The following is a 19461-nucleotide window of genomic DNA, read 5'->3' on the forward strand; positions in this document are numbered from 1 at the left end:
GATCATGGTTTTGGAGAGGCCGAAAGCTTACCAGCAGTGCGTTGCAGCGCGGATAACGCATCCATGGCGCGCGCCGCATCGTCCACCGGCACGAAGATGTGATCGTGCCAGGCCGCCGCGATCACATTGCAACTGATGCCCGCCTCGCCGAGCGCACGCGCGAACGCCGCCGTCAGACCGACCGCGTTCAGGTCCGAATGGACGGTCAGGGTGATCCACGCCGCGCGAAACAGCGGCGCGATGCCTGCCGCCTGCGCCGCGCTTTCCTCCATCACGACCGTCAGTCCTTCGCGCTCGCGAAACGTCGCGACGATGCCCGCGCCGCTCGTCAGCGCATCGTGCGGCAGCGAAGCGAACACGTAGACGCCCGACTGCAACTCGGGCTGCATCGACGCAATCAGCGTATCGAGATCACGCAGCATTCTCGGCCTCCCGCGAGCGTCCCAGAACCGGCCGCAGCGCCGCGCCCGTATGGCTGCGCGGATGCGTCGCGAGCGTGTCCGGGTCCGTCGCCGCGACGATCGTGCCGCCGTTCACGCCGCCTTCCGGTCCGAGATCGAGCACCCAGTCGGCTTCGGCGATCACGTCGAGATCGTGTTCGATGACGATCACGCTATGCCCGCCGTCCACCAGCCGATGCAGCACGCGGATCAGCTTCGCGACATCCGCCATGTGAAGGCCGACGGTCGGTTCATCCAGCACGTAGAGCGTATGCGGCGGCTTCTGGCCGCGCCGCGTGATGTCGTCGCGCACTTTGGACAACTCGGTCACGAGCTTGATGCGCTGCGCCTCGCCGCCCGACAGCGTCGGCGAAGGCTGGCCGAGGGTCAGATAGCCGAGACCGACATCGCACAGCAACTGCAACGGATGCGCGATGCTCTGCATCGAAGCAAAAAATTCGACGGCCTCGTCGATCTCCATCGTCAGTACTTCGCCGATGTTCTTGCCGCGCCACGTCACCGCGAGCGTCTCCGGATTGAAGCGCTGTCCATGGCATACGTCGCACGGTACTTTCACGTCGGGCAAAAAGCTCATCGCGATGGTGCGCACGCCCTGGCCTTCGCACGCCGGGCAACGTCCTTCGCCCGTGTTGAACGAAAAGCGCGACGGCGTATAGCCGCGCGCGCGGGCTTCGAGCGTATCGGCGAACAGCTTGCGGATGGTGTCCCACATGCCGATGTACGTCGCCGGACACGAGCGCGGCGTCTTGCCGATCGGCGTCTGATCGACTTCGAGCACGCGGTCGATGGTCTCGAAACCGGTCAGGCCGCTGCAGCCCTGCCACGCGTGCGTGACGTCGAACGTCGGGCGCGGCGCTTCGCGCGCGAGCACGCTGGCGCGCGATCTCGCGGCGGGCTTGCCGGTGTCCGAGGCCTGCGCCGCCTTGCGCGCGCGCCGCACCGCGGGCGACGACAGCACCGAGCGGCCGACGGCATCGAGCAGGTTGGTCATCAGCACGTCGCGCGCCAGGGTCGACTTGCCCGAGCCGGACACGCCCGTGATCGCGACGAGGCGATTCAATGGCACGCTCGCCGTCACGTTGCGCAGGTTGTGCAGCGTCGCGCCTTCGACCGTGAGCCATTGCCCGGGCGTCGCCGGACGTTTCGCGGTCCCGGCACGCACTTCGCGGCGCGGCTGCAACGGATGCACGATCGGGTTCGCGAGGAACTGCCCCGTCAGCGACGCCTTGTGCGCCGCGAGGTCCGTCACGTTGCCCTGCGCGACCACCGTGCCGCCGCGCTTGCCCGCGCCCGGCCCGATATCGATGATGTGATCCGCGCGGCGAATCGTGTCCTCGTCATGCTCGACGACGACGAGCGTATTGCCCTTGTCGTTCAGCTTCTTCAGCGCTGCAAGCAGGATGAGGTTGTCGCGCGGATGCAAACCGATGGTCGGTTCATCGAGCACGTAGCACACGCCTTGCAGATTGCTGCCGAGTTGCGCGGCGAGACGAATGCGTTGCGCTTCGCCGCCGGAAAGCGTCGGCGCGGCGCGGTCGAGGCTCAGATAGCCGAGCCCGACTTCTTCGAGAAACTGCAGACGGCCTTCGATTTCGCTGATCACGTCGCGCGCGATATCCGCATCGCGGCCCTTCAGCCTGAGCGTGGAGATCCACTCACGCGTATCGCTCACGGTCCAGCGCCCGACTTCCGTGATCGGGTAGTTGCCGAAGGTCACGGCACGGGCGACCTCGTTCAGACGCGTGCCTTCGCAGTCCGGACACGGCTGATCGACGATATCGTCCGGTTCCTGCTCCACCGAGCCGATGCTCTGCTCGCGCCCGCGATCGTCCTGCGCGAACAATGTGTCATCGAACGCGGCGCGCTGCTCGCGCGTGAGCTTCACGCCCGTGCCGACGCAGGTATTGCACCAGCCGTGCTTGCTGTTGTACGAGAACATGCGCGGATCGAGCTCGGGATAGCTCGTGCCGCAGACAGGACATGCGCGCTTCGTCGAAAACACGCGGGTTTCTTCCTTGCCCCGACGCGCGCCGTCCTGCCACGAGCCATGCAGATCGTCGAGCGGCGCGCACAGGTGCATCACGCCCTTGCCGATCTCCAGCGTTTCGTCGAGCAGACGGCGCAGATCGGCTTCGTTATCCGCCGAGACGACGAGATCCGCGACCGGCAATTCGATCGTATGCTCGCGGAACCGGTCGAGCTTGGGCCACGGGCTCACCGGCAGAAATTCGCCGTCCACGCGCAGATGCGTGTTGCCGCGCGCCTTCGCCCATTTCGCGAGATCGGTGTACACACCCTTGCGGTTCACGACGAGCGGCGCGAGCAGGCCGACATGTTGTCCCTTGAAATCGCGCATGATCTGCGCGGCGATCGATTCCGAGCTTTGCGACTGCACCGGCGTGCCGTCGTGGATGCAATGCTGGATGCCGAGCTTCACGTACAAAAGACGCAGGAAGTGCCAGACTTCCGACGTCGTCGCGACGGTCGACTTGCGCCCGCCGCGCGACAGACGCTGTTCGATTGCGACGGTCGGCGGAATGCCGTACACGGCATCGACTTCGGGACGTCCCGCGGGCTGCACGATGGAACGCGCATACGCATTGAGCGATTCGAGATAACGTCGCTGGCCTTCGTGAAAGAGGATGTCGAACGCGAGCGTCGACTTGCCCGAGCCGGACACGCCCGTCACGACGTTGAACTTGTTGTGCGGGATATCGACGTCGAGCGACTTCAGGTTGTGCTCGCGCGCGTTGACGATGCGCACGACGTCCTCGCCCTGCAACGCGCGGCGCGCGCTCGCGACTTCCGCCGCGAGTTGCAGCGGCACGCCCGCGCGCTTTTGCGCCGCGCCGGGCGCCATCGCGTCTTCGTAATCGAGCAAGGCGCGGCCCGTATGCGACTGCTCGCACGCGGCCACGTCGTCGGGCGTGCCGATGCACACGACCTGACCGCCGCCATCGCCGCCTTCGGGACCGAGATCGATGATCCAGTCGGCCGCGCGAATCACATCGAGGTTATGTTCGATGACGATCAGCGAATGCCCGCGCTCGAGCAATCGCCGCAGCGCCTGCATCAGCTTGGCGATGTCGTCGAAATGCAGACCGGTGGTCGGCTCGTCGAACATGAAGAGGCGGCGTTCGCTGCCTTTGCTTTGCGACGTTTCCGCGAGATAACCCGCGAGCTTGAGTCGCTGCGCCTCGCCGCCCGACAGCGTCGGTACCGGCTGACCGAGCTTCACGTATTCGAGACCCACATCGACGATCGGCTGCAGCACGCGCAGCACTTCCTTGTCGCCGGCGAAGAGATCGACGGCTTCGCTCACGGTCAGTTCGAGCACGTCGGCGACGCTTAATTGACGGCCGCCGCGCTCGATCTTCACTTCGAGAATTTCAGCGCGATAACGCCGTCCATCGCAATCCGGGCAACGCAGATAGACATCGCTCAGGAACTGCATCTCGACGTGCTCGAAGCCCGAGCCGCCGCATGTCGGGCAGCGTCCGTCCCCCGAATTGAAGCTGAACATGCTCGCGCTGTAGCCGCGTTGCAACGCGAGCGGCGCCTTCGCATAGAGCTTGCGGATTTCATCGAACGCGCCGACGTAGCTCGCCGGATTCGAGCGCGCCGTGCGCCCGATCGGCGACTGATCGACGAAAACGACATCGCTCAGATGCTCCGCGCCCTTCAATGCGCGAAACGCGCCGGGCGTTTCCGTAGCCTTGCCGAAATGACGCATCAGCGCGGGCGCGAGCACGTCCTGAATCAGCGTCGATTTGCCCGAGCCGGATACGCCCGTCACGCAGACGAGACGTTGCAGCGGAATATCGACCGTCACGTCCCGCAGGTTGTGGTCGCTCGCGCCTTCGAGCGTGAGATGCGGCGTGTTCGCATCGACGGCGCGCCGGTTCCAGTTCGACGCATGCGCGACATGCTTGCGGCCGCCGAGATACGCGCCCGTCAGGGTGTCGGTGGTTTGAATGTCGTCGGGGGCGCCGTCGTAGACGATCTGACCGCCGCGCTCGCCCGGTCCCGGTCCCATGTCGATGAGACGATCCGCCGCGAGCATCACCGACGGATCGTGCTCCACGACGACGAGCGTATTGCCCGCGTCGCGCAGCCGGTGCATCGCCTCGACAATGCGGTTCAGATCGCGCGGATGCAGGCCGATGCTCGGCTCATCGAGCACGAAGAGCGTATTCACGAGCGACGTGCCGAGCGCGGTCGTCAGGTTGATGCGCTGCACTTCGCCGCCCGAGAGCGTGCGGCTCTGGCGATCGAGCGTCAGATAGCCGAGCCCGACATCGCAGAGATATTTGAGGCGCGTGCGCACTTCCGCGTGCAGCAGCTTGAGCGCTTCGTCGAGCAGCGTCGAAGGCAGCGTCAGCGAATCGAAGAAGCGGCGGATGCGTTCGATCGGCATCAGCATCAGATCGTGAACCGTGAGGCCCGGCAGCGCCTCGAGTTGCGCGCGCGTCCAGTCGACGCCTTCCGGCATGAAGCGATCCGACGGCGACAGCACCGCATCGGCCTGTTCCTTCGTGCCCAGACGCCACAGCAGCGATTCGGTTTTCAGGCGCGCGCCGGCGCACACCGGGCACGTCGTATAGCTGCGATATTTCGACAGCAGCACGCGGATGTGCATCTTGTACGCCTTCGACTCCAGATAGTCGAAGAAGCGCTGCACGCCGTACCACTGGTTCTGCCACTTGCCGGTCCAGTCGGGCGAACCCTTGATGACCCAGTCGCGCTCTTCCTGCGTGAGATCCTTCCACGGCACGCCGAGACGGATGCCCGCCTTCGCGCCGTACTTCACGAGATCGTCCTGGTTCTCTTTCCACGCGGGCGTTTGCAGCGTCTTGACGGCGCCTTCGCGCAGCGTCTTCTTGTCGTCCGGAATGACGAGCCCGTAATCGACGCCGATCACGCGGCCAAAGCCGCGGCACGTTTCGCACGCGCCGTACGCCGAATTGAACGAGAACAGCGCGGGCTGCGGGTCCGCGTAGCGCAGATCGCTTTCCGGGCTGTGCAAGCCGGTGGAGAAGCGCCAGATTTCCGGCTCGCCTTCGTCCTTCAGCACGTAAATGTCGACGCGGCCGGTGCCGCGCAGCAACGCGCTTTCGATCGCCTCGAGCGCACGCGAGCGCTCCGTGTTCTGCAGGCGAAAGCGATCCGCGACGACATCGAGCATCTGCCGTGCGCCGGATTCCGTCTGTACGTGGCGCTTCGCCTGCACGCGCGTGTAGCCGCTCGCGGACAGCCATTGCTCGACTTCTTCATCGCTCGCGGTATCCGGCAATTCGACCGGAAACGTGATCGCGAGACGCGGATCGTCGGCGCGCGTGCGTTCGAGCAGCTCGGCGTAGATCGTTTCGGGCGTGTCGTGGCGCACGCGCTGCGACGTCTTCCTGTCGAACAGTTCGGCGGCCCGAGCGTAGAACAGCTTCAGGTGATCGTTGAGCTCGGTCATCGTGCCGACGGTCGAGCGCGAACTGCGCACCGGATTCGTCTGGTCGATGGCGATCGCGGGCGGCACGCCGTCCACGCGATCGACCTGCGGACGGTCCATCCGGTCGAGAAACTGGCGCGCGTACGCGCTGAAAGTCTCGACGTAGCGGCGCTGGCCTTCCGCGTAGAGCGTATCGAATACGAGGCTCGACTTGCCCGAGCCGGAAGGCCCGGTCACGACCGTCATCTGGCCGGTGTGCAGGTCGAGATCGAGATTCTTGAGGTTATGCTGACGTGCGCCGCGAATGCGGATTGCGTTGTTCGATGCCAATTTTTCAACCGGTTCAATAGGTTAGGCGGCTCGCTGAAAGCCGTGGGCGAGGTCGCACGAGTGTTCGGATGTGCGCGCCCGCCATAGCGAACAGTACTGTACACGCATACAGTAGTTGTCGCCAAACGTGCTACGAGTGTCCGCATCCGTGCGCAAGACGCTCGCCTGATCCGCCGTCACGTCAGATGCGCGATGACGGCATCCGCAACGGCGTCCGACGCTTCACGCAGCGGAAAATGCCCCGCGCCATCGACGATCACGCGCCGGTATCCCGCCGGAAAATACACGTCCTGTCCTTCCGAGCTCGCCGGTTCATCGCAGGAATCGTCGCCGCCTTGGATCATCAGCGCGGGTACGCCGATGCGCTCGATCGTCGCGAGCCGCGCATACAGTTTCGCGAGCGCCGGATCGGACGGCTGGTCGCTGCGCCAGCGACGCCGGTACGCGTTCAGCGTGATCGGCACCCAATCCGGGTTCTCGAAGGCGCGCGCCGTCGCCGCGAATTCTGCTTCGTCGAACCAGCCGGGCGGCGACCACGTGTCCCACTGGATGCGCGCGAAGCCTTTGGGATCGGCGGCGACGGCGTCCGGGCCGCCATCGAGCGACATGAACCATTGGTACCAGAAGCGCCGCGCCTGAGAGAAATCCGGCAGTTTGAAGACGCCGCGCGGCTGATACGCGAGCGCGAGCGCGGCCATGCGGCGCACGCGCTCGGGAAACAGCGCGGAGAGGGTGTACGCGGCGCGCGCGCCCCAGTCGTGGCCGACGACATCGAATTGCGCGATGCCGAGCGCATCGGCGAGATCGATGGCATCTTGCGCGAGCGCGACCCCCGAGCCGTCGCGCACGGTGTCGGCGGATAGAAAACGCGTGCCGCCCGCGCCGCGCAGTTCCGGAACGATGGTGCGATAGCCGCCTTCGTTGAGCCGTGCGGCGACCGCGTTCCAGGCGCGGGCCGCGTCGGGCCAGCCGTGAATCAGGAGGACGACGGGGCCATCGGCGGGACCGGAATCGGCGTAGGCGATATCGAGCGTCGGCGTGCGGGCGTGGCGTTCGAAGTCCAGCATGGCGAGACTCCTCGAAGGGGAACGCGGAAGGGAGCAGTCATTCTAGCGAGCAAGGCAAGCGCGCGCTCGACACGCTGGCGATGCGGCTCGCCGGACCCTCACGCCCCGATCAGCACCCCGCTCCTGATCGCCTTCTTCCCCGTCACGCGCCCCATCGGCGCGCCCGCATACACGAAGCGGATCGCGCGGCGCATGTAGAAGACGCCGTCGTTATCCGTGGCGATGGTGGTCACCGCATCGGTGACCGGATCGACGATATCGAACACCGGATCGCCCGCTCTGAGCAGTGCGCCCACCGTCGCCCGATACACGACGATCCCGCTCACCGGCGCGATCAACTGCTGGCTGCCCGCAAGCGGCGTCGCGGGTTGCGCAAGCGGCGGCGCGTCCTTCACATCGCCCTCGATCACGCCACGCGCGATCAGATAATCGACGATGGCATCGGCATCATGCGCGGCGGTGTCGTAATCGACATCACGCTGCCCGCGATGTTCGATCGTCGCCGCGATATTCGGCGCGCCGAGCGGCGTCCTCTCGCCGAGGCGCTCGCGCAGTTCGTTCCACAGCAGCGCGTGAACTTCGTCGAAAGACTGCCCGCCGGAATCGGTGGCGAGCAGCACGCCGTTCGCGCCGAGATGGCGCGCGAGCGGCTCGATCGCGGGCCAGCTCGCGGGGCTCGTATAAACGTGCATCGTCGCTTCGAGCGAGCAATGCAGATCGAGCACGATATCGGCTCGTGACGCCAGCGTCAGCAGCGCGAGCCGCAGCGATTCGAATTCGTTCTTCGCGGTCATTTCGCCGAGCATCTCGACGAGCGCGCCGCGCACAAGGCGCGCGTTGTGCGCGGCATCCGCGGACGATAAATGCGCGCCCACGCGCTCGATCAACGCCGCGGCGGGCGGCATCGGAAAGCTGCGGTTGAAGTTGTGGCCGCTGTTCGCCTCGAAGCGCCCGAGAAATTGCCCGAGCACATGCTGCGACAGACCGATCGGATCGCCACCGGCACGAGCACGATTTCACCGCGCACGCGGCCTTCGGCGTCGAGCGCGGCGAGCCGCTTCTTCAACGTCCATGCGGTGAGCATCGCGGGCGTTTCGTCGGCGTGCAACGACGCCTGAATGTAGACCTTCTCGCCGTCGCGCTTCGCGTCGCCGAAATGAAAGCTGACGAGCTCGCGCGAGGTGCCGAGCGTCGTGGAAACGAGTGAATGGCGTCTGGTTTGCATCGAGAAATCCTCAGTCGCCGTACACGTCGAAGTCGAAGTACTTGCGCGCGATCTTCTGATACGTGCCGTCGGCGCGCATGTCGTTCACGGCCTTGTCGACTTTCGCCTTGAGCGCCGTATCGTCCTGGCGCAGGCCCATGCCGACGCCGTGATCGCCCATCGAAAGCGGCTCGCCGACGAACGAGAAGCCCGCGCCGCGCGGCGTCTTCAGGAACCCGTGCTCCGCTTCCACCGAACCGAGCAGCGCGGCGTCGATGCGTCCCGCGCTCAGGTCGTTCAGCACGCCTTCCATGCTCTGATACGACACCACCTCGACGCCGCCCGGCTGCCAGTTTTTCAGCGCGTAGGTTTCGAACTGGCTGCCGCTCTGCACGCCGATGCGCTTGCCCCGCAAGCCCTGCGCGCTCGCCGTGAGCGGCGTGCCCTGCTTCGCGATCAGGCGCGAGCGGAACTGAAAGAGCTTGGTGGAAAACGCGATCTGCTTCATGCGCTTGTCGGTGATCGCCATCGACGACATGATTCCGTCGATCTTGCGTGCCTGCAGCGCGGGAATCATCCCCGAGAATTCGAGTTCCACCCACTGGCAGCGCATCGCGATGCGGCGGCAGATTTCATCGCCGAGATCGACGTCGAAACCCGCGACGTGGCCGTCGGGCGTCTTCACGTCCATCGGGGGATAGCCGGGATCGATGCCAAGGCGCAGGGCGTCGGCATCTTTCGCCTGAAGCGGCGCGGCCGCGACGAGCGCGGCGGCCAGGAAGAGTGAGCTGAGTCTGTACATGAAGGCGGCGTCTCCGTTTTGGTGCCACCGATGGTACGAGCGCAAGACGCTCTCAAAAAGACGCATTTTGCTTATCATGATCACTTTTCGAGATCACCCGACGGAGACGCCGAGCGTGGATATGACTCTGACGCAATTGCGCATGTTCGTCGCCGTTGCCGAGGCGGGCAGCGTGCGTGCGGCCGCGCGGCGGCTCGATGTCGCGCAAAGCGGCATCACCCAGCAATTGCAGACGCTCGAGACGCTCGCGGGCGGGCCGCTGTTCGAGCGGGACGTGCGCGGCGCGCGCCTGACGCCGGTCGGTGAGCGATTGCGTCTGCGCGCCGACCTGATTCTCGGCGAGTGCAGAAAGACCGAAGAAGAAATGCGCCAGTTGCGCGGCGAACTGACGGGCCGCGTTGCGCTCGGCCTCGCCGCGGAAGCGACGATGCGCCTCTTTCCCGCGCTGCTCGCGAGCTATCGCGAGCGCTGTCCGCGCATCGACGTGCATCTGACGAGCGCGACGTCGCGGATGCTGACTTCATGGGTTCGCGACGGCAGCCTCGACTTCGCGCTCGCCCTGATCTCCCCCGATGCCGACATCCACGACATGGACGCCACCCCGCTCTTCGACACCGAAGTCGCGGTGATCGCGCGGCGCGGGCATCCGCTCGGGCGTGCGCGCTCGCTGCGCGCCCTCCAGGACGCGGAATGGGTCAGCACGCGGCAACGCGGCGGCGGTGCGCTGGGCAACAAGCTGTCGGCGCTCTTCGAGCACGCGAAGCTCGCGCCGCCGCGCATCGCCGCGACGACCGAAGCCGTGTTCGACACCCTGCACTGCATTGCGTCGAGCGACTATATCGGTCTGGAACCCGCGAGCCTCGCCGGGCATCCGTTCTTCCGGGAGCACGTCGAGATCGTGCCTATCGCCGAGCGCGCCGCGAAAACGCCGGTATGTCTGCTGCGGCGCGCGGGCGTCCCTCTCACGCCCGCGGCGCAAGAACTGGCAACGATGGCCGTTTCGTTCGCGCGGATGCTTCCCGCTCAACGCGACGCGTGACGCGTGCCCTTCGATGCACCGGCGGCACGGGCGCGTCGCGTCGCCCAGCCTTTCTTCGCCGCCGCTGACCGATCCGCCGCCGAGCGCCGGCTCGCAGCCGCGTGCGATTGACGCGACAGGGACTTGTGCGAAGCGGCCTTGGTGCTTTCGCGTTTGAGCACGCGCGTGGACACGGCTGAACGCTTCGCCTTCGACTCGGTGCTCGGGCTTCGCTTCGTGCGATGCGCGGCCTTCGTGTCCTGCGCGGCCTTCTTGCGCGTGGCCTCGGACGTCGTGCCCTTCTTCGGCGCCTTCGTCTTCACGCCCGAGCGACGCGCTTCGGACAGCCCGATCGCGATGGCCTGCTTCGCCGACTTCGCGCCGTGCTTGCCTTCGCGAATGTGATCGATCTGCTCCTTCACGAACGCACCCGCCTGCGTGCTCGGGGACTTGCCTGCGCGCTTCGCCTTCGCTGCGCGCTCGAGGGTTTTCTTTTCGGGCATGTCGGACCTCCATATGAAGTGGACTGGCCCTTGACGCGCGAGCAACGTGCGTGCCCACATCGCGGCCTGTGCGCGCAACAGCGAGTGCACCGGTCGCATCGCTGTCTGGGATGCCGCGCAATCGCTTGCGGGTGGACAAACAGTGCGCTTTTTTCGCGAAATCGTCCGGTTCGGGGCGCATTTGTTCGAATCGATTAAAGCCCGTCAAGCCCTTGCCGTTAACGCGCTTATCCATATCACCCAGGTCGTTTCAAATTGAGGCCTGTTCTGCCTTTTGTTCTCGCGTTTGGCCTGGGCGGCCATGGATATGATCCAAACGGTAAGCACTTCCCCCTGGCACTGCAAACCCGACTCTCACTCATCAAGGAAGCAATATGCAAAAACTTCTGAAAGCCTTCGTGCGCGACGAACGTGGCGTCAGCGCCATGGAATACGCCATCCTCGCCGGCATCGTCGTGGTCGCACTGACCTTGGTCGGCTCGACCTTCAGCACCAACCTCTCGGACATTTTCACCAACCTGACCACCAAGGTTAAGAGCGCGGCAGGCGCCTAAGCAGTCGAGCATCAGGTCCGGGCCGTCAAACGCCCGGACCCCTGTATCGCCTAACCGAATCGAGTCCATCGTGACCGTACCGTCTCTCGTCATTCGTCTTGTCGTGCTGGGCGCCCTACTCTGGCTCGCTGTCATCGACGTACGCACCCGACGTCTGCCGACGAGCATCGTCCTCTCGATCGGTGCACTCTTTTTCGTCGATGCGCTCATCGCCGGCATGTCGCTCGACGATGTGATCTCGCATCTGCTGCTTGCAGTCGTCGTGTTTCTGGCCTGCGCGGTCCTGTTCGTCGCGCGGATGCTCGGCGGTGGCGACGCCAAGCTCGCTTCCGTCATCTTTCTCTGGGTGGGATTCGGTCTTTCGCTCGCCACGCTGACGCTCATCTCCGTGATCGGGACCGTGGTGTCGCTCGTGAGTCTCGCCACCCGCAACATGAATCCGTCTCAGCGCTTCGTGCCGCTGCGCGCGCTCGCGATGTTCTCCGCGGCGCGCGGCGTTCCGTACGGCGTGGCGCTCGCCTTCGGCGGCGGTCTCGTCATCGTGCTGCCTGCCCTGCTGCACCTCATCTCGACGCGATAGGACGACGTCCTCATGTCCAACATCATCAAGTTTGCCGTGCTGCTGCTCGGCGCACTCCTGGTCGCGCTGATCGTGCGCGTCGTCCTTGCGAGCGCGTCGCGCACGGCAAAGCCCGTCGTGACGAGCGAGAAAGTGCTGGTGAGCGCGGCGAACCTGCCGCAAGGCCTGTTGCTGCGCGACGAGGACCTCGCCTGGAAGGACATTCCCAAGGCGGACATTCCGTCCAGCGCCATCGTCGCGGGCGTCGCGGGTGCGCCCGACCTGAAGGGCGCGCTGCTGCGCCATCCGGTCGCGAGCGGCACCGTCCTCGTATCCGACGACGTCTTTCTGCCGAGCGCCCCCGGCTTCCTCGCCGCGACGCTCAAGCCCGACATGCGCGCGGTCTCGGTCGCCGTCGACGACGTGTCCGGCAACGCCGGGCTGATCCAGCCGGGCGATTACGTCGACCTGCTCCTCACGCAGCAAATGGACCGGCGCACCGAATCCCCGGATCTCGCGGTATCGAGCGAGACGGTGGTCGAGCACGTGCGCGTGCTCGCCGTCGGTTCCGAAATCAAGCGGCCGAAAAACGACGGCGACGCCGACGTCGCCGTGGTCCGCGCCCGCACCGTGACGCTCGAAGTCACGCCGCGCATGGGCGAAGTCGTGGCGGTCGCGGCGCGGCTCGGCAGCCTGTCGCTCGCGCTGCGCAGCTTCGCGACCGTCAGCCGCGAACCGGCGGCGGCCGCCGGCGCTTCCGCCGACGAGCGCAAGCCTCTCTGGGCCGGCGACATCTCCCGCGCCGTGCGCGAGCTGCCGCGCACGCGCCCCGCTCAGTCGGGCGCGCCGAGCGCCGCGCCGGCCATGCCGCGCACCGTGACCATCTACCGCGGCTCCGAGAAGTCGGAGACGTCGAGCGTTGCCCAGGCGGGCGGTTCGGGCCAGGGCGTCCCGCCGCTGCCCTCCGTGCCCGCGGAGCGTTGACACCGTGCCCCCGTTCGAAAGCGTGCCATCGCCAGGATTCACATTCATGAAGACGCAGTTCAGTCCGACTCGCACCGCGGGTCGCGCGGATAGCGCGCCAGTCGCCGTGCTTCTGGCGTGCGTGTCGCTCGTCGGGTGCGCCGCCGCGCATGCCGCGGAGCCGGCGAACATGCCGCCCTACGCCGGCGCGCCCTCGGCCGTGCGCGCCGCGAACGTCGCGCGCGGCGGCATGACGGACGCGATGGCGCCCGCCGGTGCCCAAGGCGCGCTCGTGCTCGACGCGGGCAAGGGCACGGTGTTGCCACTGAACGAAAACGCCGTCTCGGTCTTCGTCGCCGATCCCGCCGTCGCGGACGTGCACGTGCCCTCGCCCAGGGCGGTTTTCGTGCTCGGCAAGAAAACCGGCACGACGACGCTCTACGTGCTCGGCGCCAACAACCGTCCGCTCGTGCAGCGCACGATCGTCGTGTCGCGCGACATGATCACCTTGCGCGCCATGCTCGCCGCGCGCTTTCCGAACACGAACGTGCAGGTCGCGACGGGACAAGGCTCGCTGATGCTGAGCGGCCAGGCGGCGACGCCGGCGGATGCCGACGCCGTCGTCCAGGCGGTGACGCCCTATCTCGCCGACAAGGAAGTGCTCGTCAACCGCATGACGATCGACCGCCCGCTGCAAGTGCAGTTGCGCGTGCGCATCACCGAAGTGGATCGCAACATCACGCAGCAGCTCGGCATCAACTGGCAGGCGATGGGCAACGCGGTCGGCAACTTTTATGGCGGCATCTTCAGCGGCCGCCCGATCTACAACCTGAGCCAGCCGCTCACCGGCGCCAACGGCGCCGTGACCTATCCGGTCAATCTGCCGACCAACAACGCCTATTCGATCCTCGGCGCCTTCAGGACGAACAACGTGGACATCCGCGCGCTCGTCGACGCGCTGAATCAGGAAGGCCTGCTGACGGTGCTCGCCGAGCCGAATCTCGTCGCGCTGTCGGGGCAGACGGCGAGCTTTCTCGCGGGCGGCGAATTTCCGATTCCCGTTTCGCAGACCAACGGCGCGATCACCGTCGAGTTCAAGCAGTTCGGCGTCAAGCTCGATTTCACGCCGACCGTGCTCTCGGACCGGCGCATCAGCCTGAAGGTGCGCCCGGAAGTCAGCCAGATCGACACGACCGCGAGCGTGACGACCGGCGGCGTCACCGTGCCGGGACTCTCCGTTCGTCGCGCGGACACGACCGTGGAGCTCGCGAGCGGCCAGAGCTTCGCGATCGGGGGGCTCCTGCAGAGCAATACGAGCGACGTCGTTTCGCAGGTGCCGGGCCTGGGCTCGATTCCGATCCTCGGCAAGCTGTTCTCGTCGACGAACTACCAGAACAACAAGACGGAGCTCGTGATCATGGTCACGCCGTATCTCGTCGAGCCGACCGATCCGTCGAAACTGCGCACGCCGCTCGATTCGCTGATCTCGCCGTCGAGCGATGTCGAATACAGCTTCCGGCGCCAGAACGGCGGAGCGCCGGCTCAGGCCGGACAGCCGCGTCTCGTCGGCGCGGCCGGCTACGTCTATTGAGCCCGCGATGAAACACACACGACTGCTTTCGCTCCTTCTCGCCGGCTCGTTCGCCGTCGCCGCCGGCGGCTGCTTCAAGCCGCCGCGCAACATGCCGAACGAAACGGTGATCGGCTACGACGGCACGTCGGCCGTGCCGCCCGATTGCGACAGCCTCGCGCGCCCGTCGCTGCTGACTGACGCCGGCATCCGCCGCCCGAGCATGCAATGGGGCTGCGCGACCTACACGAATCTCGCCGCGCAACTCGCCCACCCCGAAGACGCCGTGCATCCGCAGACGCTCGGCCCGGCGAACGCGGCGGTGGCGGCGAGCGCGGTGCGGCGCTACGAGACCGGCCGCGTGATTCCGCTCGACAGATCGACCTCGCGCGACAGCAAGTGATGCGACGCAACACAGCCAGAAGCACATAAGGCCAGCCATGAGCACAGAGTTCTCCTTCTCGAAGAGCAAGTCCGGCACGCGCAACGCGGATTTCATCGCCTTCGTGTCCGATCGCAAGACCGAGCAGATCGTCAAGAGCTTCGTGCTCGAGCAGGCGATGCCGCACGCGCATATCGTCGTCGGCAGCGTCGACGACGCGATCGCGTATCTCGCCCGCGTCGACCGCTCGCCGCTCTTCCTGCTCGTCGACCTGCAGGACTCCGTGATGCCGCTGTCAGACCTCGGCCGCCTCGCCGAAGTGTGCGAGCCGTCGGTGCAGGTCGTGGCGCTCGGCGAGCGCAACGACGTCGGCCTGTTTCGCAGCCTGCTCAAGATCGGCGTGCGAGATTACCTCGTCAAGCCCATCACGGTCGAGCTGCTCAAGCGCACGGTCAACGTCTCCGAGGGCAAGGTGAGCCCGGTGATGCTCGCGCGCGCCGGCAAGACGATTGCGTTCACGGGCTCGCGCGGCGGCGTCGGGGTGACGACGCTCGCGCTCAACGTCGCGCGCCATCTGTCGGAAGACACGCATCGGCGCGTCGCCTATGTCGATCTGAACCTGCACGGCGGCGCAGCCAATTCGATGCTCGGTCTGCAGAGCAACAACGGGCTCATCGACGTGCTGCAGAACGTGCACCGCCTCGATCCGCAATACGTGGAGCGCACGCTCGTCGCCAAGGGCAGCCGGCTCTTCATGCTGTCGGCGGAACACGATTACGGCGCCGCGCGTCCGTTCGGCCCGGGCGCGTTGCCGCGCGTGCTCGAGCTGCTGTGCGACAGCTTCCACTACGTGATTCTGGACATCGGCACGGTGACGGACCCGCTCGCGCAGGAAGCCTTCGATCACGCCGCGCGGGTCTATCTGGTCGCGGACCGCTCGGTGCATTCCACACGGGAGACGATCCGCCTGCTGCGCCACATCGAGGACCGCGACAACAATCCGCCGACCTCGCTGCTGCTCAACAACCCGAACGCCGTGACGGGCGGCAAGGTGCAGGCGAACGACTTCATGACGGCAATCGGCCGCAACGTGCTGTACGAAATCCCGTTCGAAGCAAAGGCGCTCGCGACCGCCGAGAACCTCGGCGAAGCGCCTAAAGAAAAAGCGGTGAACGGCTTCAATCAGATGATCACGCGCATCGGCGGCGACCTCACCGGTCAGCAGATGAACGCCGAGCGCTCGTTCTTCCAGAAGCTCAGGCTCAGGAGAGGCTGATGTTCGGACAGAAGCAGGTTCCCCGCCCCGCGCCCGATCCGGACGCGGCGCCCGGCGCCGAAGCCGCGGCGGCAGCCGAGGCGCCGCCCCCGGTCGCGCCGGCCCCGCGCGCGCACGCGCCCGAGGGCGGTGAAGTGCTGGTGCGCTCGGACCTCTTCAAGGTGATCCGCAACGGCGTGTTCGCGGCGATGAACCCCTCGGCCGCCGTCGGCAAGACACGCGAGCAGATGAAGCCGGGCGTCGAGCAGCTCGTGCTGGACGTGGCGGAGCGCGAGCGGCTGAACATCACGATCGCGGAGCAGGGGCAGATCGTCGGCGAGTTGCTGAACGACATGTTCGGCCTCGGTCCGATCGAACCGCTGCTCGCCGACGACAGCATCACCGACGTGCTCGTCAACGGTCCCGATCAGGTCTATGTCGAGCGGCACGGGCGGCTCGAACTCACCAACTGCAAGTTCCGCGACAACACGCACGTGACCAACGTCGCGCAACGCATCGCGGCGGGCGTCGGGCGGCGTGTCGACGAAAGCAGCCCGATGGTCGATGCGCGTCTCGCCGACGGCAGCCGCGTGAACGTCGTGCTGCCGCCGCTCGCCATCAACGGCGCGTCGATCTCGATTCGTAAATTCTCGAAGCGCAACATCACGCTGCACCGCATGTCGCAGCAGGGCAACATGTCGGCCGCGATGGCCACCGTGCTCAAGCTCGCGAGCACGTGCCGGCTGAACGTGATCGTCTCGGGCGGTACGGGCTCGGGCAAGACGACGCTGCTCAATGCGCTGTCGCACTTCATCGGGCACGGCGAGCGCACCGTGACGATCGAGGATGCAGCCGAGTTGCAGCTCGTGCAGCCGCACGTCGTCAGTCTGGAAACGCGCCCCGAAAATGCCGAAGGGCTCGGCGCCGTCACGCAGCGCGATCTCGTGCGCAACGCGTTGCGGATGCGCCCCGACCGCATCATTCTCGGCGAAACGCGCGGCCCCGAAGCCTTCGACGTGCTGCAGGCGATGAACACGGGCCACGACGGCTCGATGACCACCATCCACGCGAACACGCCGCGCGACGGCATCACGCGTCTGGAATCGATGGTGATGATGGCGAACGGCAACCTGCCGCTGCTGTCGATCCGCCGGCAGATCGCGAGCGCGGTGCACATGATCGTGCAGATCGAGCGCATGCGCGACGGCATGCGGCGCGTCACGCGCATCACCGAGCTGGTGGGCATGGAAGGCGACGTCATCATCACTCAGGATCTCTTCACCTTCCGCTACGATGCGAGCGCGTACAGCGAGGAAGTCAAAGGCGTGTTCGAAACGGGCGCCGTGCGGCCGGCCTTCGCCGCGCGCGCCGCTTATTACGGTCTCGAAGATGCGCTGCTGGAGGCGATGCGGCCATGAGCTCCGTCGATCTGATCACCTTCTGCGCGTTCGCCATCGTCCTGCTGCTCGGCATCATGCTGCTCGTGGTGCAGGACATGCGCAGACAGCGCCCCGATGCGCGCATCCAGGCGCGGGTGCAGGCCGCCTTCCCCGCGGCCGGCCCGAACGGACGCGAGACCCGTCATGACCACTCCGACCTTTTCACCTTCAGCCGCAACGACAACGTCGTGAGCCGCTGGTTCGCGCCGAAGATCGCGCGCCTCAAAACGGTGGCCGGCGCAAGCGGACTGCGCGCGGTGATCATCACGGCGGTCATTTCCGAGGTCCTTGCGCTGGTGATGTCGAAGCTGCTGCCGCTGCCCGCGCTCGCAACGCCGGTGCTCCTGATCGGCCTGCCCGTGCTCGGCGCGATCCAGGCGTACCGGTTTCTCGTCGAACGATTCAAGCGCCGTTTTCTGGACGGTTTTCCCGATCTCATCGACCTGATCGTGCGCGCCGTGCGCGCGGGCGTCCCGGTGACACACGTGATGGGCGTCGCGTCGAGCGAATGCCCGGAGCCGCTCAGGAGCGAATTCCGGTTGATGGGCGACGGAATCAAGGTGGGGCTCGACCTGGAAGAGGTGCTCGCCACCGCGGTCACGCGCATCGGCATCGCGGACTTCTCCTTCTTCTGCGTCTGCCTGCTGCTGCAGCGCGAGACCGGCGGGCAGCTCGGCGAAACGCTCGAGAATCTCGCGGGCATCGTGCGCAAGCGCCGCGAGATCCGTCAGAAAACCAAGGCGCTGACGGGCGAGGCGCGCATCACGACCAAGATTCTCGCGGCGGTGCCTTTCTTCATTCTGGGCAGCATGTTCATGCTCAACCGCCCGTATCTGATGGTGCTGTTCAAAACGCCCCCGGGCCAGAAAGTGCTGACGTGCGCCGCGATTTCGCTCACGGTGGGACTGAGCCTCGTTCACAAGATGTCGAAACTGGATACCGCGCGATGAGTCAGGACAGACTCGAAACACTCATCAACCTGCTGATGCTGCTCGCGCTCGTCGTCGCGATCGTGCTGTGGTGGGCGACCAAGCATGGCGGGACGCGCGGCCGCATCGCCGAGCGCACGCGGCAGGCCGCCGTCGTGCAGCGCAATGAAAGCGCGCTCGCCGAAGAAGACGACGACGAAGGCACCGTGGCGCGCCTCACGCAGCGCCTCGCGCGCCTGGGCGACCGGCTGCCGCTCTTCGATGCCAAATACCGCGCGAAGCTGCGCACGCAGATGGTCCGCAGCGGCTATCGCAGCCAGTCGGCGGTGTCCGTGCTGCTTGCGATCAAGTTCGTCGTCGGGCTCATCTGCGCCGCGTTCGCGGTGATGCTCGGCTCGCACATTCCCGTGGTCGGCGGCTATCCGGCGGTGCGGGGCATCATGATGCTGCTGGTGTTCGTGGTCGGCATGATCCTGCCGGAATACGTGATCGCCTTCTTCGCAGCGCGGCGGCGCAAGGCCATGGCGTCGTGCCTGCCCGATGCGCTCGATCTGCTCGTCATCTGCACGAACGCGGGCAACAGCCTCGGCGTCTCGATCCGGCGCGTTGCCGACGAGTTGAAGTCCATCTGCCCGCCGCTTTCCGGCGAGTTTTCGCTGACCGCCGACGAACTGAAGCTGTCCGGCGACAGCACGCGCGCGTTGCAGGCGCTCGCCGATCGCATCGATCTGCCGTCGATCCGCGCACTGATCTCCACGCTCACGCAATCGATGCGCTACGGCACGCCGATCACGCAGGCGCTGCGCACGCTGTCGCATACCGAACGGCTTGCGCACATCGTGTCGCTCGAAGAAAAGGCGGCCAAGCTCGCACCCAAGATGGCCGTGCCGATGATGATCTTCATTCTTCCCGCGGTGATGCTGATCGCCGCAGGCCCGGCCGTCATACAACTCATGAGCGTCTTTGCAAAGCAATGAAGACA

The 19461-nt window shown here is 66.2% G+C and carries 15 protein-coding genes and 1 pseudogene; 10 read left to right on the forward strand and 6 right to left on the reverse strand.

Annotated elements, in window-relative coordinates; all coding sequences use genetic code 11:
* Nucleotides 1-2: 2 nt before the first annotated feature.
* The 5 genes and pseudogenes from NCR38_RS18575 to NCR38_RS18595 form a co-directional block, all read right to left on the reverse strand.
* Nucleotides 3-422 carry an ACT domain-containing protein gene (locus NCR38_RS18575; RefSeq protein WP_061118056.1) on the reverse strand — a complete coding sequence of 140 codons (420 nt, stop codon included), beginning with the start codon at nt 420-422 and terminating at the stop codon, nt 3-5.
* On the reverse strand, nt 412-6234 hold the full coding sequence (uvrA, locus tag NCR38_RS18580; RefSeq protein ID WP_250477454.1) for an excinuclease ABC subunit UvrA: 5823 nt from the start codon (nt 6232-6234) through the stop codon (nt 412-414). Before uvrA ends, NCR38_RS18575 begins: the two co-directional genes overlap by 11 nt.
* Before the next feature lie 176 nt (nt 6235-6410).
* Nucleotides 6411-7301 (reverse strand): alpha/beta fold hydrolase, encoded by an 891-nt coding sequence (locus NCR38_RS18585; RefSeq protein WP_250477455.1) that lies wholly within the window; start codon nt 7299-7301, stop codon nt 6411-6413.
* 98 nt (nt 7302-7399) lie between these two features.
* Nucleotides 7400-8526: pseudogene (locus NCR38_RS18590) on the reverse strand (succinylglutamate desuccinylase/aspartoacylase family protein).
* 10 nt (nt 8527-8536) lie between these two features.
* Nucleotides 8537-9307 carry a transporter substrate-binding domain-containing protein gene (locus NCR38_RS18595; protein ID WP_061118052.1) on the reverse strand — a complete coding sequence of 257 codons (771 nt, stop codon included), beginning with the start codon at nt 9305-9307 and terminating at the stop codon, nt 8537-8539.
* Between the two features lie 121 nt (nt 9308-9428).
* Between NCR38_RS18595 and NCR38_RS18600 the strand changes: the two genes are divergently transcribed.
* The gene (locus tag NCR38_RS18600) at nt 9429-10346 is read left to right on the forward strand and encodes a LysR family transcriptional regulator (protein ID WP_250477497.1); all 918 of its coding nucleotides are present in this window, start codon (nt 9429-9431) and stop codon (nt 10344-10346) included.
* Here NCR38_RS18600 and NCR38_RS18605 read toward each other — a convergent pair.
* Complete coding sequence (locus NCR38_RS18605) at nt 10331-10828, reverse strand: DUF6496 domain-containing protein (protein ID WP_061118050.1); 498 nt, start codon at nt 10826-10828, stop codon at nt 10331-10333. The two genes, NCR38_RS18600 and NCR38_RS18605, sit on opposite strands and share 16 nt — an antisense overlap.
* A 374-nt stretch (nt 10829-11202) precedes the next feature.
* On the opposite strand from NCR38_RS18605, the gene NCR38_RS18610 reads away from it, so the two are divergent.
* The 9 genes from NCR38_RS18610 (at nt 11203) to NCR38_RS18650 (ending at nt 19456) form a co-directional block, all read left to right on the forward strand.
* Nucleotides 11203-11382, forward strand: coding sequence for a Flp family type IVb pilin (locus NCR38_RS18610; RefSeq protein WP_061118049.1), 180 nt, complete (start codon nt 11203-11205; stop codon nt 11380-11382).
* A gap of 70 nt (nt 11383-11452) precedes the next feature.
* Nucleotides 11453-11962: a prepilin peptidase gene (locus NCR38_RS18615; protein WP_061118048.1), complete on the forward strand. Its 510-nt coding sequence runs from the start codon at nt 11453-11455 to the stop codon at nt 11960-11962.
* 12 nt (nt 11963-11974) lie between these two features.
* The gene (gene cpaB, locus NCR38_RS18620; protein ID WP_061118047.1) at nt 11975-12925 is read left to right on the forward strand and encodes a Flp pilus assembly protein CpaB; all 951 of its coding nucleotides are present in this window, start codon (nt 11975-11977) and stop codon (nt 12923-12925) included.
* A gap of 169 nt (nt 12926-13094) precedes the next feature.
* Nucleotides 13095-14495 carry a type II and III secretion system protein family protein gene (locus NCR38_RS18625; RefSeq protein ID WP_061118146.1) on the forward strand — a complete coding sequence of 467 codons (1401 nt, stop codon included), beginning with the start codon at nt 13095-13097 and terminating at the stop codon, nt 14493-14495.
* A gap of 7 nt (nt 14496-14502) precedes the next feature.
* Nucleotides 14503-14877, forward strand: coding sequence for a CpaD family pilus assembly lipoprotein (locus NCR38_RS18630; RefSeq protein WP_061118046.1), 375 nt, complete (start codon nt 14503-14505; stop codon nt 14875-14877).
* 37 nt (nt 14878-14914) lie between these two features.
* Nucleotides 14915-16132 (forward strand): AAA family ATPase, encoded by a 1218-nt coding sequence (locus tag NCR38_RS18635; protein WP_061118045.1) that lies wholly within the window; start codon nt 14915-14917, stop codon nt 16130-16132.
* On the forward strand, nt 16132-17529 hold the full coding sequence (locus tag NCR38_RS18640) for a CpaF family protein (protein ID WP_061118044.1): 1398 nt from the start codon (nt 16132-16134) through the stop codon (nt 17527-17529). Before NCR38_RS18635 ends, NCR38_RS18640 begins: the two co-directional genes overlap by 1 nt.
* Nucleotides 17526-18500 carry a type II secretion system F family protein gene (locus tag NCR38_RS18645; protein WP_061118043.1) on the forward strand — a complete coding sequence of 325 codons (975 nt, stop codon included), beginning with the start codon at nt 17526-17528 and terminating at the stop codon, nt 18498-18500. Before NCR38_RS18640 ends, NCR38_RS18645 begins: the two co-directional genes overlap by 4 nt.
* Nucleotides 18497-19456, forward strand: coding sequence for a type II secretion system F family protein (locus NCR38_RS18650; RefSeq protein WP_061118042.1), 960 nt, complete (start codon nt 18497-18499; stop codon nt 19454-19456). The genes NCR38_RS18645 and NCR38_RS18650 overlap by 4 nt, the downstream gene beginning before the upstream one ends.
* Nucleotides 19457-19461: the final 5 nt, after the last annotated feature.

Origin of the sequence: Caballeronia sp. INML1, from assembly GCF_023631085.1 — a bacterium.
Taxonomy (GTDB): Bacteria; Pseudomonadota; Gammaproteobacteria; order Burkholderiales; family Burkholderiaceae; genus Caballeronia; species Caballeronia turbans.

Bases quoted from the DNA above. Each gene is read 5' to 3' on its own strand.
- NCR38_RS18575 (WP_061118056.1), bottom strand. From the start codon at position 422: ATGCTGCGTGATCTCGATACGCTGATTGCGTCGATGCAGCCCGAGTTG.
- NCR38_RS18585 (WP_250477455.1), bottom strand. From the start codon at position 7,301: ATGCTGGACTTCGAACGCCACGCCCGCACGCCGACGCTCGATATCGCC.
- NCR38_RS18595 (WP_061118052.1), bottom strand. From the start codon at position 9,307: ATGTACAGACTCAGCTCACTCTTCCTGGCCGCCGCGCTCGTCGCGGCC.
- NCR38_RS18600 (WP_250477497.1), top strand. From the start codon at position 9,429: ATGACTCTGACGCAATTGCGCATGTTCGTCGCCGTTGCCGAGGCGGGC.
- NCR38_RS18605 (WP_061118050.1), bottom strand. From the start codon at position 10,828: ATGCCCGAAAAGAAAACCCTCGAGCGCGCAGCGAAGGCGAAGCGCGCA.
- NCR38_RS18610 (WP_061118049.1), top strand. From the start codon at position 11,203: ATGCAAAAACTTCTGAAAGCCTTCGTGCGCGACGAACGTGGCGTCAGC.
- cpaB (WP_061118047.1), top strand. From the start codon at position 11,975: ATGTCCAACATCATCAAGTTTGCCGTGCTGCTGCTCGGCGCACTCCTG.
- NCR38_RS18625 (WP_061118146.1), top strand. From the start codon at position 13,095: ATGCCGCCCTACGCCGGCGCGCCCTCGGCCGTGCGCGCCGCGAACGTC.
- NCR38_RS18630 (WP_061118046.1), top strand. From the start codon at position 14,503: ATGAAACACACACGACTGCTTTCGCTCCTTCTCGCCGGCTCGTTCGCC.
- NCR38_RS18635 (WP_061118045.1), top strand. From the start codon at position 14,915: ATGAGCACAGAGTTCTCCTTCTCGAAGAGCAAGTCCGGCACGCGCAAC.
- NCR38_RS18640 (WP_061118044.1), top strand. From the start codon at position 16,132: ATGTTCGGACAGAAGCAGGTTCCCCGCCCCGCGCCCGATCCGGACGCG.
- NCR38_RS18645 (WP_061118043.1), top strand. From the start codon at position 17,526: ATGAGCTCCGTCGATCTGATCACCTTCTGCGCGTTCGCCATCGTCCTG.
- NCR38_RS18650 (WP_061118042.1), top strand. From the start codon at position 18,497: ATGAGTCAGGACAGACTCGAAACACTCATCAACCTGCTGATGCTGCTC.